This is a genomic window from Paenarthrobacter sp. RAF54_2, assembly GCF_052113945.1.
Taxonomy (GTDB): Bacteria; Actinomycetota; Actinomycetes; order Actinomycetales; family Micrococcaceae; genus Arthrobacter.
The window spans coordinates 20,319-32,867 of record NZ_JBFRDV010000015.1; the positions used below are offsets into that span (position 1 = coordinate 20,319).

12 protein-coding genes are annotated in these 12,549 nt (G+C 61.3%); 8 read left to right on the forward strand and 4 right to left on the reverse strand.

All coding sequences use genetic code 11. The annotated features are described in order from the left end of the window. Positions 1 to 216 precede the first annotated feature (216 nt). Genes AB4Y87_RS15970 through AB4Y87_RS15980 form a run of 3 tightly spaced genes read left to right on the forward strand, consistent with a single transcriptional unit; the run spans position 217 to position 3,208 of the window. Positions 217 to 1,353, forward strand: coding sequence for a type III polyketide synthase (locus AB4Y87_RS15970; protein ID WP_442005303.1), 1,137 nt, complete (start codon positions 217 to 219; stop codon positions 1,351 to 1,353). Then, positions 1,350 to 2,069, forward strand: a complete 720-nt coding sequence (locus AB4Y87_RS15975; protein ID WP_442005304.1) for a class I SAM-dependent methyltransferase — start codon at positions 1,350 to 1,352, stop codon at positions 2,067 to 2,069. The genes AB4Y87_RS15970 and AB4Y87_RS15975 overlap by 4 nt, the downstream gene beginning before the upstream one ends. Then, positions 2,066 to 3,208 carry an FAD-dependent oxidoreductase gene (locus AB4Y87_RS15980; protein WP_442005305.1) on the forward strand — a complete coding sequence of 381 codons (1,143 nt, stop codon included), beginning with the start codon at positions 2,066 to 2,068 and terminating at the stop codon, positions 3,206 to 3,208. The genes AB4Y87_RS15975 and AB4Y87_RS15980 overlap by 4 nt, the downstream gene beginning before the upstream one ends. Positions 3,209 to 3,234: 26 nt before the next feature. On the opposite strand, the gene AB4Y87_RS15985 is transcribed toward AB4Y87_RS15980, so the two are convergent. Continuing rightward, a complete protein-coding gene (locus AB4Y87_RS15985) occupies positions 3,235 to 3,660 on the reverse strand; it encodes a nuclear transport factor 2 family protein (RefSeq protein WP_442005306.1) in 426 nt (141 codons plus the stop codon). A gap of 99 nt (positions 3,661 to 3,759) precedes the next feature. On the opposite strand from AB4Y87_RS15985, the gene AB4Y87_RS15990 reads away from it, so the two are divergent. Continuing rightward, on the forward strand, positions 3,760 to 4,437 hold the full coding sequence (locus AB4Y87_RS15990) for a peptide deformylase (RefSeq protein WP_442005307.1): 678 nt from the start codon (positions 3,760 to 3,762) through the stop codon (positions 4,435 to 4,437). Between the two features lie 21 nt (positions 4,438 to 4,458). Here AB4Y87_RS15990 and AB4Y87_RS15995 read toward each other — a convergent pair whose 3' ends face one another. Beyond that, entirely contained in the window at positions 4,459 to 6,474 is a 2,016-nt protein-coding gene (locus AB4Y87_RS15995; protein WP_442005308.1) for a S9 family peptidase, read from the reverse strand. A 69-nt stretch (positions 6,475 to 6,543) separates the two neighbouring features. On the opposite strand from AB4Y87_RS15995, the gene AB4Y87_RS16000 reads away from it, so the two are divergent. From AB4Y87_RS16000 to AB4Y87_RS16015, 4 genes are all read left to right on the forward strand, one after another. Then, positions 6,544 to 7,398: a methyltransferase domain-containing protein gene (locus AB4Y87_RS16000; protein ID WP_442005309.1), complete on the forward strand. Its 855-nt coding sequence runs from the start codon at positions 6,544 to 6,546 to the stop codon at positions 7,396 to 7,398. Between the two features lie 83 nt (positions 7,399 to 7,481). After that, a complete protein-coding gene (locus tag AB4Y87_RS16005; protein ID WP_442005310.1) occupies positions 7,482 to 7,943 on the forward strand; it encodes an NfeD family protein in 462 nt (153 codons plus the stop codon). 96 nt (positions 7,944 to 8,039) lie between these two features. Then, entirely contained in the window at positions 8,040 to 9,035 is a 996-nt protein-coding gene (locus tag AB4Y87_RS16010) for an SPFH domain-containing protein (protein WP_442005311.1), read from the forward strand. Between the two features lie 255 nt (positions 9,036 to 9,290). Beyond that, positions 9,291 to 9,638, forward strand: coding sequence for an RNA polymerase-binding protein RbpA (locus tag AB4Y87_RS16015; protein WP_021470504.1), 348 nt, complete (start codon positions 9,291 to 9,293; stop codon positions 9,636 to 9,638). Positions 9,639 to 9,709: 71 nt separating this feature from the next. On the opposite strand, the gene AB4Y87_RS16020 is transcribed toward AB4Y87_RS16015, so the two are convergent. Both AB4Y87_RS16020 and AB4Y87_RS16025 read right to left on the reverse strand, forming a co-directional pair. After that, positions 9,710 to 10,453 (reverse strand): polyprenol monophosphomannose synthase, encoded by a 744-nt coding sequence (locus AB4Y87_RS16020; RefSeq protein WP_442005312.1) that lies wholly within the window; start codon positions 10,451 to 10,453, stop codon positions 9,710 to 9,712. 418 nt (positions 10,454 to 10,871) lie between these two features. Continuing rightward, entirely contained in the window at positions 10,872 to 12,533 is a 1,662-nt protein-coding gene (locus AB4Y87_RS16025; RefSeq protein WP_442005313.1) for an amidohydrolase, read from the reverse strand. Positions 12,534 to 12,549: the final 16 nt, after the last annotated feature.

The window sequence follows — 12,549 nt, forward strand, 5'->3', positions numbered from 1 at the left end:
GGCACCATCTGTTGGTCGGCGCTGCCCAAAAGCTCGTCGGCCCGCCTGGCCCGGACCGGCCAGCCTCGGTCAGTACGTAAAATTCTCGTTCGTCGTCGCGAAAGCGGCAACGGTCATTGTCCACACTAACGGCCTGCGCTGCATGCCTTCGGGAGGACGCGAATCCTGAACCACTCCAACCATTGTCTTCAGCTGCGGACTCACTAAGAATGAAGCATGCCGGTATACATGAGGTCCCTTGAAACCGCAGTTCCGCCAACCATCCTCGTGCAGTCTCAGGCACGCGACGTCTTCGCAGCGCAACCAGGCCTGACCCGGCTGGGGTCGCGACTGGTCTCCACCTGCTTCGACTCCGCTGCCATAGATACCCGCTATACGGCGGTGGAAGAGCTGAGCCTGGACGCGCATCCCGAAAATCCACGATTCTTCGATCCCTCAACCAACCAAGTGCTAAGCCCGAGCACCAAAGTCCGGAACGAGATTTTTGCCGTAGAGGCCACCAAGCTCTTCATAGAGTCCGGCAAAGCTGCAGTAGCGCGCGTACCGGATATCGATCTCGATGACATCACTCATGTCATTACTGTTTCCTGCACTGGATTCTTCAACCCTGGTCCCGACTACAAGGTCGTCCGAGCACTGGGACTGAACCCCTCCGTGCAGCGTTACCACTTGGGCTTCATGGGCTGCTACGCCGCTTTTCCAGCCCTGAAAGCAGCCAAGCAGTTCTGCCTCGCTGATCCAGCCGCCGTCGTTTTGGTTATCTGCGTGGAGCTTTGTTCGCTGCACGTGCGCACCTCCAACGACCCTGACACCATCATGGGCTCGGCGATCTTCGGCGACGGTGCAGCCGCGGCCATCGTGACGTCCAAGGAACCCCAAGGGCCTGAGCCCGTCATCAGGCTGGACCACTTCGAAACGGTCCTCACTCCCGTAGGTGAAGAAGCGATGGCCTGGAACATCGGTGACGAGGGTTTTGAAATGGTCTTGGGTTCGTATGTGCCCCACATCATCGAGGAGCACATCACCGGCGCCTTGGAGCCGCTGCTCGCCAAGGAGCCTCAACTGGCAGGACTCCCCTATCGCGACATAATGCACTGGGCCATTCATCCGGGTGGGCGCAGCATTCTGGACAAGGTCGAATCCAAGCTCGAACTCACTGCGGAGCAACTGGTCCCGGCAAGGGAGACTCTCAGGGAATACGGCAATATGAGTAGCGCCACTGTGCTGTTTGTCTTGAAGTACATGCTCGGGCAGGCGGCACATCAACGCGAGGAGTGGATCTGCTCCATGGCGTTCGGTCCCGGCCTCACGGTGGAGACAGGCCTCTTTACCCTGGTCTCTCCCAGCCTGTGAGCCCATGGGGATCCCTGAAGGACAGGGACTTGCAGGCCATCGAGGACATGGACCGGCCTGATTGTGACCTCCAGCGCCTGGATCGCAGCTACGCCCGCTTCCCGGTGGTTAACCGCCTCCTTTCCGGATGGCACCGGACGTACCGTGACCGCTTCCGGCCAGTTCTCGCAGGGAGTGGCACGGCGTCGGTCCTGGACATCGGATGCGGTGGTGGGGACGTCGCTCGAAGCCTGGCCAAATGGGCGGCAAAGGATGGATTTGCATTGGAGGTGACTGCCATAGACCCTGACGAACGGGCATACAATTTTGCGACCCGTGCGCCAGCGGTGGAAGGCGTCACCTACCGGCGGGCGCACAGTGCGGAGCTTGTGGCCGAGGGCAGCAGTTTCGATATCGTCCTGTCGAACCACATGCTCCACCACCTCGACGCTGAGCAACTCGCCGGCGTGTTGCAGGACTCGGAAGTACTTAGCCGCAGGCTCGCGCTGCACAACGATCTCAAACGGAGCAACATCGCCTACCTTCTCTTCGCGGCCGGCTTTTGGCCTTTGGGCGTTGGATCCTTCATCTGCGGAGATGGTTTGGTCTCCATCAAACGCAGTTTCACCTCTGCAGAGCTCCAAACGGCGGCTCCGGGGGGATGGAGGGTGGATCGAAACGGACCATGGCACAACCTGCTCGTCTACGAGCATGCCGGCAATGGATCCTGGACATGAAGTTGGACGACCATGACGTCGTCATCGTGGGTGCCGGCCCCGTCGGGTTGTTCCTGGGCGTTCTGTTGCTCAAGCAAGGGCACCAGGTCCGTATCCTTGAACGCCGACTGAACAGGAGCCACCGTTCAAGGGCCATAGGGATTCACCCGCCGGCGCTTGGCGAACTGGAAAGGGCCGGTCTGTCCAGGGCGTTAATCGCATCCGGCGTGCGTATCGAGCGGGGCGTTGCGTTCAGCAAAGGCAAGAAAATCGCGGAGCTGCCCTTTACAGGGGACCCGCACTTTCCCTTCATCCTCGCGGTGCCGCAACCAGTGACGGAGCAGGCACTGGAGCAAGCAGTCCTTGCGTTGGACCCGGACGCGATCGTCCGCGGCGCGGACGTGTGCGATTTTGCCGACGACGGCGGCACGGTCACCATCCGGGCTACGTCACCTTCAGGAGAACTTTCGTTGACCAGTCGTCTTTTGGTGGCGGCTGACGGAGCGCACTCGCTGATACGGCAACGTCTCCTCCCGGACCAACCGGCACGCAACTATCCGGACAGCTACCTGATGGGCGACTTCATGGACGGGACCGGACACGGAGACAACGCGGTCCTGTATCTGGAGCCCGAGGGAATCGTGGAGTCTTTCCCCTTGCCTGGGACTGTTCGCCGGTGGGTGGTTCGGCTGGGAGCCCCGGCCAGAGGCGCGACGGCGTCCGACCTGGCTGCCCTGGTCCAAGCCAGGACCGGCGCGGTGGTGGATGCGCACAGCAACACCATGCTGAGTGCATTTGATGTCCAATCCAGGCTTGCGGGGCGCATGATCCATGGCAGAACCGTGTTGTTGGGCGACGCCGCCCATGAGATCAGCCCCATTGGCGGCCAGGGAATGAATCTTGGATGGCTTGACGCTGCTGCCTTGGCACCTCTCATTGGTGCCTCCCTCAGGGGGCAGGGCGTCGGCCGCCAGCTTCAACTGTTTGAGAAGGACCGACGCCGGGCAGCCGCCCGCGCCTCCTTACAGGCGGGGTTGAACATGGCGCTCGGAAGGCCTCTGCCTCCGGCAATCATGGCGGCCAGAAACTCGTTTTTAGCCCACGCCTTGGAACTGCCGGGGGTCTCAGCACTGGTGGAGCGGCGCTTCACCATGCGCTAGCTCGTCCACGTTCCTCCAGCGTTCATTCAGGAGCCTGCGGCTGCCTGTTCGGGAAGGGTGTAGTAGCAGTCGTACGTGTCCTGGCTGACGATCAATCCATCCCGTAGTTCAAAAACAGCTGTGCTCCGCGCACGTATGGTTTCGCCAGCGTCCCAGTGCGGGAGGTCCAGCAGCAATGTGGCTGACCAGTTCATCTCCAGGACTACCCGGTTGCCTTCGCAGGTGGTCCGGACCACCTCAAAGCTCTGGTTCGCCACGATGTTCTTACTGTGATCCGCGCCGGTGAGAGTCTCCTGAAGAGTCCTGGTGGACCCGGTCTTGGATAGTGCGTGCGGCCATTCCGTGAGTGTGAAGTCGTAGGCCAGGTACGGACTGATCTCAGTGGCGCCGCCGCCGGACTCAACCGTCCTGATAAATCCGAGTACATGGTCCAGGGGGTTGCTTTCGCTCATTCGACGAGCCTAGCTGAACACGGAGACCGAGGCCCGGCAAGGGCGAACCGTAGTGCAGGACGCAGGCGCGAAGCGGAGCCTTCGCGCTAGGCTCGAGTCATGACGCAGCAACCTCACTCCGAGGCGCCCAGCCCGGCCACTGATTTTAATCCCCTTCAGATCAGGGACGCAGTCCTGCGGCTACTTGAAACCGAGGAACTTCCGCCGATCGTTCAAGCCGGGCACCCCGTCCTCCGGCAACAGGCGGCGCCCTATGACGGCCAGCTTGATGGCACTGAATTGGCGGCGTTCATCGAGCGGATGCGTGAAGTCATGCATGCGGCACCGGGGGTTGGACTGGCGGCTCCGCAGTTGGGCATTCCGTTGCAGTTGGCAGTCCTTGAGGACAAGTACGAGGTGGATCCGGAGTCGGCAACGGTCCGGCACAGGGAGCCAATGGAGTTCATGGTTGTGCTCAACCCGCAATATCGGCCCTTGGGCAATGAGACAGCGTCCTTCTACGAAGGGTGCCTGTCCATTAGCGGCTACCAAGCGGTGGTCACCAGGTATCGCAATGTGGAATTGAGCTACCTCACGCCAGAGGGACGTCCTGTGGAGGAATGGTTCTCAGGGTGGCAGGCACGCATTGTGCAGCACGAAACAGACCACCTGCAGGGAGTTCTCTACGTGGACAAAGCAGAAATGCGATCGCTTTCCAGCAACGCCGAACACTCCCTACGGTGGTCCAATCCGGACGTTGAGGATGCACGTCGGACCCTCGGTTTCCTGCACGGCTAGCTAGCTGCTCCTCTTCGTGCATCAATCCGCCATATGGTTTGAAGCCGTAGGCAGATGCCTGGCCCACCACGCAAGGATGTGTTCGAACCGTTGCTTTCGGTGGTGCGGAGTCCCCGAACGCGACAGTTCATGGTCTTCGCCCGGGAAGACGAGTAACGACGTCTCAATTCCTCTATCTTTGAGGAGCGCATAGTACCGCTGCCCTTGTTCAAGAGGACACCGAAGGTCGTTTTCGCTGTGGATCACCAGGGTCGGTGTCACGACAGAGCCGGCTACGGCCAAGGGGCTCTGTGCCACAAGCTGATCGGGTGTGGCTCCAGCGTACTCGCCGCCAAAAAACCAGCCGATATCGGACGTACCCGCAAAGCTGACAGGGTCCAGGAATCCGCGTTCGACAATGGCCCCTTTGAAACGGTGGTCGTGTGCGATGGTCCACGCCGTAAGGTAACCGCCATAGGATCCACCCATGATGCCCACGCTGTCTGCGTCCAAGGTTGCGTGGGCGGACAGGGCAGCGTCCAGGAAGGCGAGCACGTCCTGCATGTCCACGGTTCCCATGCGCTCCTTGATGACCCGGCCATGTGATTGTCCGTAGCCTGACGAGCCCCGCGGATTGCACATCACTACTGCGTATCCCGCAGCTGCGTAGACTTGGGCTTCGTCCAAGAAGGCTCCCGTGTATTGGGAGAACGGACCCCCGTGGATGGTCAGCAGCACAGGGTGCGGTCCGGGGCCGTCGGGCAGCACCAACCAACCGTTCACGGGGTATCCGTCGTCGCCGGTTGCCTGCAAATCCACGGGCTCGCTGACTCGTGAGTTATTCCGTAGTCCCGCCGAGAAGTCCGTCAGCAGACGCAGTTCACCACGCTCCAGGGAGGCGACGTCGCCGGCGGTAGACGCGTCCAGGAAGCTGACGGCAATTTCACCATTGGCAGCGACAGTGGCGCCGTTGACTACCCGGGCTCCATGGACGAGCGGTGTAATGCTTCCTTCCGCAGTGACATCGAGGAGCTCCACGCTGCCCAACGCTGTGTTCAGGACCAGGACGCTGTCTGGTCCGCTCGGTTCCAGCGGACCCGAGACGTCCAAATGCTCGACGTCGGTCAGGGCCACCGCATCTCCCCCGATGACAGGCATTGAGTAGAGAACGCTGTTGCGCGCGACAAAGTCACGTCCTGTGTCGCCCAGGTCCTGCGCGGTGAAGAACAGCGAGCGGCCATCGGTGGACGCCCGCACGGCCGTGACGGTCTGCAGTTTTGGGTTGTGAGGTTCGACGAGCTGGGGTTCGCCGCCTGTTGCGTCCATCCGATACACGGACGTTACGAGGTCGTCATCATGCCCGTCGTGGAGGGCGGCTACGAAGTAGAGGAATCTGCCGTCGGCCGAGAAGCAGGGCGCCTCATGGTCTGATTCGCCGAACGTCATCTGCCTGGCATAGGGAACGCCAGTTACCCTGGCGCCTGGCCGTTCGTGGGCGGCTCTGCCGCGGGGAATGACAACAGGCTCGCCACCCAATTCCGGCACGTCAACGACGAACAGTTGCTGGCGCTGGTCCAGGACGTAGCCCACGCCGTTCATCAGGTACTGGTTCACGCCGATAAGCCGTGCATCTTCGCTGCCGGAAGTAACGCCGTCGACCGTTCCATAACGGCCTGGTTCCGCAACACGACTGGTGAAGACCAGCCGATGGGAATCGGGAGCCCACGCAAACCCGTTGACTCCGGCGTGCTGATCCGTGACCTGCTGTGGCTCGCCACCTGCCGACTCCACAACAAACAGTTGTGCTTTTCCCTCTGCGTCGCTCCGCAGGAAGCCCAAAACCAGGCCGTCAGGCGAGAAAGCCGGGGAAGTATCCCTGAACCCGCGGGTAATGCGTCGTGGGCGCTTGGTGGTGTCCAGCGGTACGTTCCACAATTGACCGACATAAGCATCGGCGTCGAAATCGGGCCTGACGACGGATACCACCGCTTTGGTCCCGTCAGGATGGATGGCTGGGGCGGAGACGGAGTTCAACAAAGGCAGTTGCTCGGGTTTCACCTTGGTGAGCCTAGCCCCGCTGGCTTGGCGCCGGCACCAGACACTCCGGCCCACCGTAGGATTGAATCCATGTTGTCCGACGCCGTTGCCGCCCTCCGATGTCCCGTTTGTGAAGGGCGGTTTCAGCTCGTCGAAGATCCACAGCGGCGGCTCGTTTGCGATTCCGGGCATGTATTCGATGCCGCGAAGCAGGGTTACTTCAACCTGCTGACGGGCAAAGGCACAGTGTTCGAAGCTGATTCGGCGGAGATGGTGGGAGCCCGCCTGCGATTCCTGGACAGCGGACATTACGCTGTGCTGGCCGATCGCGTCGCCAGTTTCGTAGCTCCATCGCTGCAGCGGCCCGGGGCCGTGGTTCTCGACGCCGGAACGGGCACCGGGCATTACCTCCACCGCGTCCTGGAAACCACTCCGGCCTCCGCGATAGGGCTGGACATCTCCAAATTCGCGCTGCGTCGCGCCGCGCGGCTCAACGGGGACGCTGCCAACCTCGTCTGGGACATTTGGCGTCCGCTACCCATTGCCGATGACGCGGTGGACGTCGTGCTGGTGGTGTTCGCCCCACGGAATCCGTCAGAGTTTGCCCGAGTACTGCGGCCTGGTGGACAACTGATTGTGGTGACGCCGCAGCCCGGACATTTAGCTGAAATCGCTGCCCGCACCGGAATGCTCAGCATTGAGGAAGGCAAGGCCGAGCGCCTGGCTGAGTCGCTGGGCGGCTATTTCCACGCTAATTCAACGTACAACCTGGACGTGCCGCTCATCCTCACGGGCTCCGAGCTGGCCGACATCGCCTATATGGGGCCAGCCGGCCACCACATCAAGCCCGAAGAACTCGCACTTCTGGCCGATGAGCTTGGGACCGTAGCAACCACCGCGAAGTTCCGAATCAGCCGCTTCACAGTGGGGGCTTCGGCTTCCTGACGAGGGACTCAGCGTCGGGCTAGGATGGAGGAACAGCGACTGTGATCCCGCCTGCGGCGGAATCCGGGACCAAGGGGGAATTGATGTTTGAATGGCTCGGCGAGAACTGGTGGGCGCTCTGGCTCACGGTCTTCCTCGCGTTCGCGGTGGTGGAGATGCTTACCCTCGACCTCTTCTTCATCATGCTCGGCGGCGGCGCACTAGCGGGATTGGTCGCGGACTTCGCCGGCGCCGATTTCTGGCTCCAGATCGTCATCTTCAGCGTGGTCTCCCTCTTGATGATCGCCTTCGTCCGGCCGGTCGCCTTGAAGCACCTGCACAAGGGACCAGCAGAACAGCGGACGAACATCGACCGCCTTATCGGTCAACCCGCCCTCGTCATCGAAGCCGTCACGGGCACCAGCGGACTGGTAAAGATCGGCGGCGACGTCTGGAGTGCGCGCAGCACCGCCGGAGTCCTCGACGCCGGTGCCACGGTTCAGGTCACCAGGATTGACGGCGCGACGGCGGTAGTTGCCTCGCCTGCGGAAAACAGCCCGCGCTGATTCGAACCGGAAAACCAGAATTCTGCGGATAACGGCTTGGCAGCCTGCCCGCAAATGGCCAAAGCAAGCCACGCAATTGGGGAATCAAGGAGACGCATGGACGGTTTAGGAGGAACAGCGGCAGCAGTTGTGCTGATTGTTCTCGTCATTTTTGTCATCATCGTGTTGGTCCGGTCGGTAAGGATCATCCCGCAAGCACGTGCCGGCGTCGTTGAACGCCTCGGTAAGTACCAACGCACGCTCAACCCCGGCCTCACCATCCTGATTCCGTTCGTCGACCGGCTCTTGCCGTTGCTTGACCTCCGTGAGCAGGTGGTGTCCTTCCCGCCGCAGCCGGTCATCACCGAGGACAACCTCGTGGTTTCGATCGATACCGTGGTCTACTTCCAGGTAACGGACCCCCGGGCGGCCACCTACGAAATCGCCAACTACATCCAGGCGGTAGAGCAGCTGACTACCACCACACTTCGTAACGTTGTGGGTGGCCTGAACCTCGAAGAGGCGCTAACCTCCCGTGACCAGATCAATGGCCAGCTGCGTGGAGTATTGGACGAGGCCACAGGCCGCTGGGGCATCCGCGTCTCGCGCGTGGAACTGAAGGCTATTGATCCGCCCCACTCCATCCAGGACTCGATGGAAAAGCAGATGCGTGCAGAGCGCGACCGTCGAGCAGCCATCCTGACTGCTGAAGGAACCAAGCAGTCGCAAATCCTTACGGCAGAAGGCCAGCGCCAAGCGGCCATCCTTGCAGCTGAAGGTGATGCGAAGGCCGCGATCCTTCGGGCAGACGGTGAAGCCCAGGCCATTCAGAAGGTCTTTGATGCCATCCACAAAGGCAACCCCGACCAGAAGCTTTTGGCTTACCAGTACCTGCAGACGCTACCCAAGCTCGCTGAGGGCAGTTCCAATAAGCTGTGGATCATCCCTAGTGAAGTTGGCGAGGCCCTGAAGGGCATTGGCAGCGCGCTCGGAGGCGTCAACGGTGACTCCGATGCCGCTGGCCTGTTTGGCGGCAGCAACAAAGCTGCGGCTTCAGAACCGGCGGCTCCGGTGGAATCCACCACGGCGGCACAGTCACGGCCCACAGAATAACTCTTTCGTCAGGCAGTTGAGCGGTCAGCCAGGCGGCTGGCCGCTCGCTGTGTTTGCACTGCTTTTGGGTACTCGCTATCCATGGGCGTATAATGGGATATTTGTCCGGCTGGTTCAGTGTGGATGGAACATTAAAGCTTGGCCAGGCGTTGCAATTAGTGATGCAAGGTGTGCAGAAGTAGTCCGTTGGGACCGTAATAACGGCTTACGGCTAGCGCGGGGTTCAGGCTCCGCGAACAGACAGAGGGAGTAATCATGAGCGATCGCAGCCTGCGGGGTATGCGTCTTGGCGCCCAAAGCATGGAAACCGAGTCCGGCGTTGAACCGGCACCGCGCCAGCGGGTTGAATACCGCTGCGAGGACGGCGAGCAGGTCTTCGTAACCTTCTCTGCCGAAGCCGAGATCCCCCCTGTTTGGGTTTCCAAGACTGGCAAGGAAGCCTTGCTCGTAGATGGCGAGCGTCCCGTGGATGCCAACGAGAAAGCCGTCCGTACCCACTGGGACATGCTCCTGGAACGCCGCAGCCTTCCGGAGCTGGAGCAGATCCTTGAGGATCGTTTGAACATCCTGCGTGAGCGCCGCGGAGAGCGCCGCTCAGCTTAGTCTTCAGACTCAAGCAAAAAGGCCGGACCGGTTCCTCGTGGGAACTGGTCCGGCCTTTTCTTGTGGAATTTTTACTTTGCGAGGGCAGGCTGTTTTCTGGTGAGCTTGGCCCACCGTGCTGCCAGGCCCCATTTGGTGACGTTGATCATGGCTTCCACCACAATGTTGCCGCTCATCTTCGATGCGCCGAGTTCCCGCTCAACGAAGGTGATGGGTCGCTCCTCAATACGCAGGCCGAGCTTGGCCACGCGCCAGGCAAGGTCAACCTGGAAGCCGTAGCCCACTGAATCCACGTCATCCAACTTGAGGGCTTCAAGTGTGCTGCGGCGGAAAGCACGATAACCGCCCGTGACGTCCTTGATTTTCAAACCAAGCATGAGGCGGGCGTACGTGCTGCCGATTCGGGAGATTGCCTGGCGGTAGAGAGGCCAGTTCACAACGCTGCCTCCCGGCACCCAGCGTGAGCCCATGGCAAGGTCCGCGCCCTCCTTGACGGCATCAAGAAGAAGGGGCAACTGCTCGGGCTTGTGGGAGCCGTCGGCGTCCATCTCGACCAGGACGTCATACCCTGCCGCGAGGCCCCATTTGAAGCCGGCGATGTAGGCTGCGCCGAGGCCTTCTTTGCCTTTGCGGTGCAGTACGTGCACTTGCTTGTCCTCGGCGGCTATGCCGTCGGCAAGCTGTCCCGTGCCGTCCGGGCTGTTGTCATCAACCACCAGGACGTCCGACTCAGGTACTGCTGTCCGCAGCCGACCCAATGTCTTGGGGAGCGATTCCAGCTCGTTGTAGGTAGGGATGATCGTCAGGACACGCAAGAAGAGGCCTTTCCTTGATGGAGCGGTCAGTGTGCCGGACCAGCCTTGGGGCTGGCATTCTGGCGCAACTCTCCATTATAGGACGATCGAGTGCACTACTAAGGGCAGCTGTGGCCATGGCCACACAGGGGTAAGTGCTGAGGGCAGGTCCATAGACCCAGGACCAGTGTTGTCCGGACAGTTATTTTGCCGGACGAACTGTTTTCTAGGACCCTATGGGCCTGCCCACTCGCGTACCGCCACCAGACCATTTTCTGGCCGCGACCAGATAATTACTCGCGGGAGAACCCGAAGCCCTAACGATCTGTTGAGGCTCAATGTTACGGACTTTACAAAAGCTGTCAACCAGGACTTGACCTGCGGGTTCGTGTATCGTCCCAGTTCAGGGGGCCCATTCGAAGCCAAGGAAATAGTGCCCTCAGACCCGGAGGGATTCGTGAGCGAAGAGCTCCTGGCCTTCCCTCACGGTCTGCAGGCATACAGGATCGCTGCCAGTATCCAGTGCCGGGAGCAAGGGGGTGCGGGCTCGGGGATCGGTGCTCCACGATTGCACACGGCTATCCGCTACTTGCACCATGAGTTCCTCAATTTCCCATACCGCGAAGCTTGCTGGCGCGCCAGGGACGAGTTGGCCCATGAGAGGGTTCCTGTGTTTGGTGGCCCGCCAGCCCGCCCTCGTATGGCCAAGGAAAGCCGCGCGGGCTGAAATGCGCTGGTCCGGGTTGCTGTGTTCCAGGCAAGCCCGGATGCTGGACCAAGGGCTGAGCGGTGTGACCGGGCTATCGCTGCCAAAGGTGATCGGAACTCCGCTGGCGTAGAAGGACGCAAACGTGTTCATTGCCTTGCTGCGGCCGCCGAGTCGTTGCTCGTAGAGTCGCCCSGGGCCTCCCCAGAGAGCGTCGAATGCCGGCTGCATGCTGACAGTCACGGAGTACTTGGCCAGCTTCTCGACGGCGGACTGGTCGGCGAGCTCAACGTGTTCAAAGCGGTGACCCGCCGCGCGGATCCGCTGCTCCCCCACCTCGTCAGCTGCTGCGTCCAATGCCTCAAGCGCAACATCAAGTCCTGCATCTCCGATGATGTGGAAACCGCCCTGGATGCCCAACAGCGAGCATGCAGCAAGGTGCTTGGCGACTTCATCCACTGAAAGATACACGTTGCCCCGTTGACCTGGCGCATCGGAATAGTCTTGCCTCAAGGCAGCTGTCCGCGAACCAATGGAACCATCGATGTTCAGATCTCCCGCCAAGCCCAGGACCTCGGGGCCCACGCTGTCCAGGATCCTGCGGGCATGATCTTCCGATGAAGCCAGCTCGCCCCAATACGGCAGCACCTGCGGTTTGCCGGCTTGCCTGTTCCAGGACATGGCCATGTGAAGATCTTCCGGCCCGCAAATGTGTGGGGCCGACATTTCAGCCAAGGCAACGTAGCCGTTGGAAGCCGCATAATGCAGGGCCTGTTCCTGATACCCACTCCGTTCGGCCTCACTGAGGCGCCGGGCCGCGAGGCGGGCGGCGGTGTGGGCTGTCCTGACTACGCGGCCGCTGTCCCCCGTGAAGCCGTCCATGCCAGCAAGGCCTGCCGACGCCGCAAGGGAGGATGAAACGACGGCGGAGTGAACGTCAATGCGGGAAAGGTAAACCTGCCTGCCGCCCGAGGCCTGTTCCAGCTCTTCAAGCGTTGGAAGGGTGGCATCCTGCCAGGTTGTTTCATCCCAGCCATGCCCAAAGACAGTCCCGGTACCGCCAGCGGCAGCAACGGCGTCCAGCAGTTCCCGGGCAGAGCGAACGCCCGTCAAGGACAGTCCAGCCAAAGCGAGGCCCGTCTCCGTCAAGTGCGCATGGGAGTCAACAAAGCCCGGCGCCACGAGGGCTCCCCGAAGATCAATGATGTCCATCGTGGAATCAGCGATGGATGTTGCCGCTTGCTCGGAACCCACCCACGCCACCGTGTCACCGTCCACCACCATGGCGGTAGCGAACGGATCGGCAGCGGTATAGATCGAACCGTTCCGGTAAAGGGTCACCTTGCGAACGTTTTCGTGGGGGCGGTCGCCGGCGGACAGGCCTGGCTGGTTCATGCGGTGTGCTCCTCGA

What these genes read in the sequence shown, in the direction of transcription:
- AB4Y87_RS15990 (WP_442005307.1), top strand. Translation starts at nt 3,760, where the DNA reads ATGACGCAGCAACCTCACTCCGAGGCGCCCAGCCCGGCCACTGATTTT.
- AB4Y87_RS16010 (WP_442005311.1), top strand. Translation starts at nt 8,040, where the DNA reads ATGGACGGTTTAGGAGGAACAGCGGCAGCAGTTGTGCTGATTGTTCTC.
- AB4Y87_RS16000 (WP_442005309.1), top strand. Translation starts at nt 6,544, where the DNA reads ATGTTGTCCGACGCCGTTGCCGCCCTCCGATGTCCCGTTTGTGAAGGG.
- AB4Y87_RS16015 (WP_021470504.1), top strand. Translation starts at nt 9,291, where the DNA reads ATGAGCGATCGCAGCCTGCGGGGTATGCGTCTTGGCGCCCAAAGCATG.
- AB4Y87_RS15985 (WP_442005306.1), bottom strand. Translation starts at nt 3,660, where the DNA reads ATGAGCGAAAGCAACCCCCTGGACCATGTACTCGGATTTATCAGGACG.
- AB4Y87_RS15970 (WP_442005303.1), top strand. Translation starts at nt 217, where the DNA reads ATGCCGGTATACATGAGGTCCCTTGAAACCGCAGTTCCGCCAACCATC.
- AB4Y87_RS16005 (WP_442005310.1), top strand. Translation starts at nt 7,482, where the DNA reads ATGTTTGAATGGCTCGGCGAGAACTGGTGGGCGCTCTGGCTCACGGTC.
- AB4Y87_RS15980 (WP_442005305.1), top strand. Translation starts at nt 2,066, where the DNA reads ATGAAGTTGGACGACCATGACGTCGTCATCGTGGGTGCCGGCCCCGTC.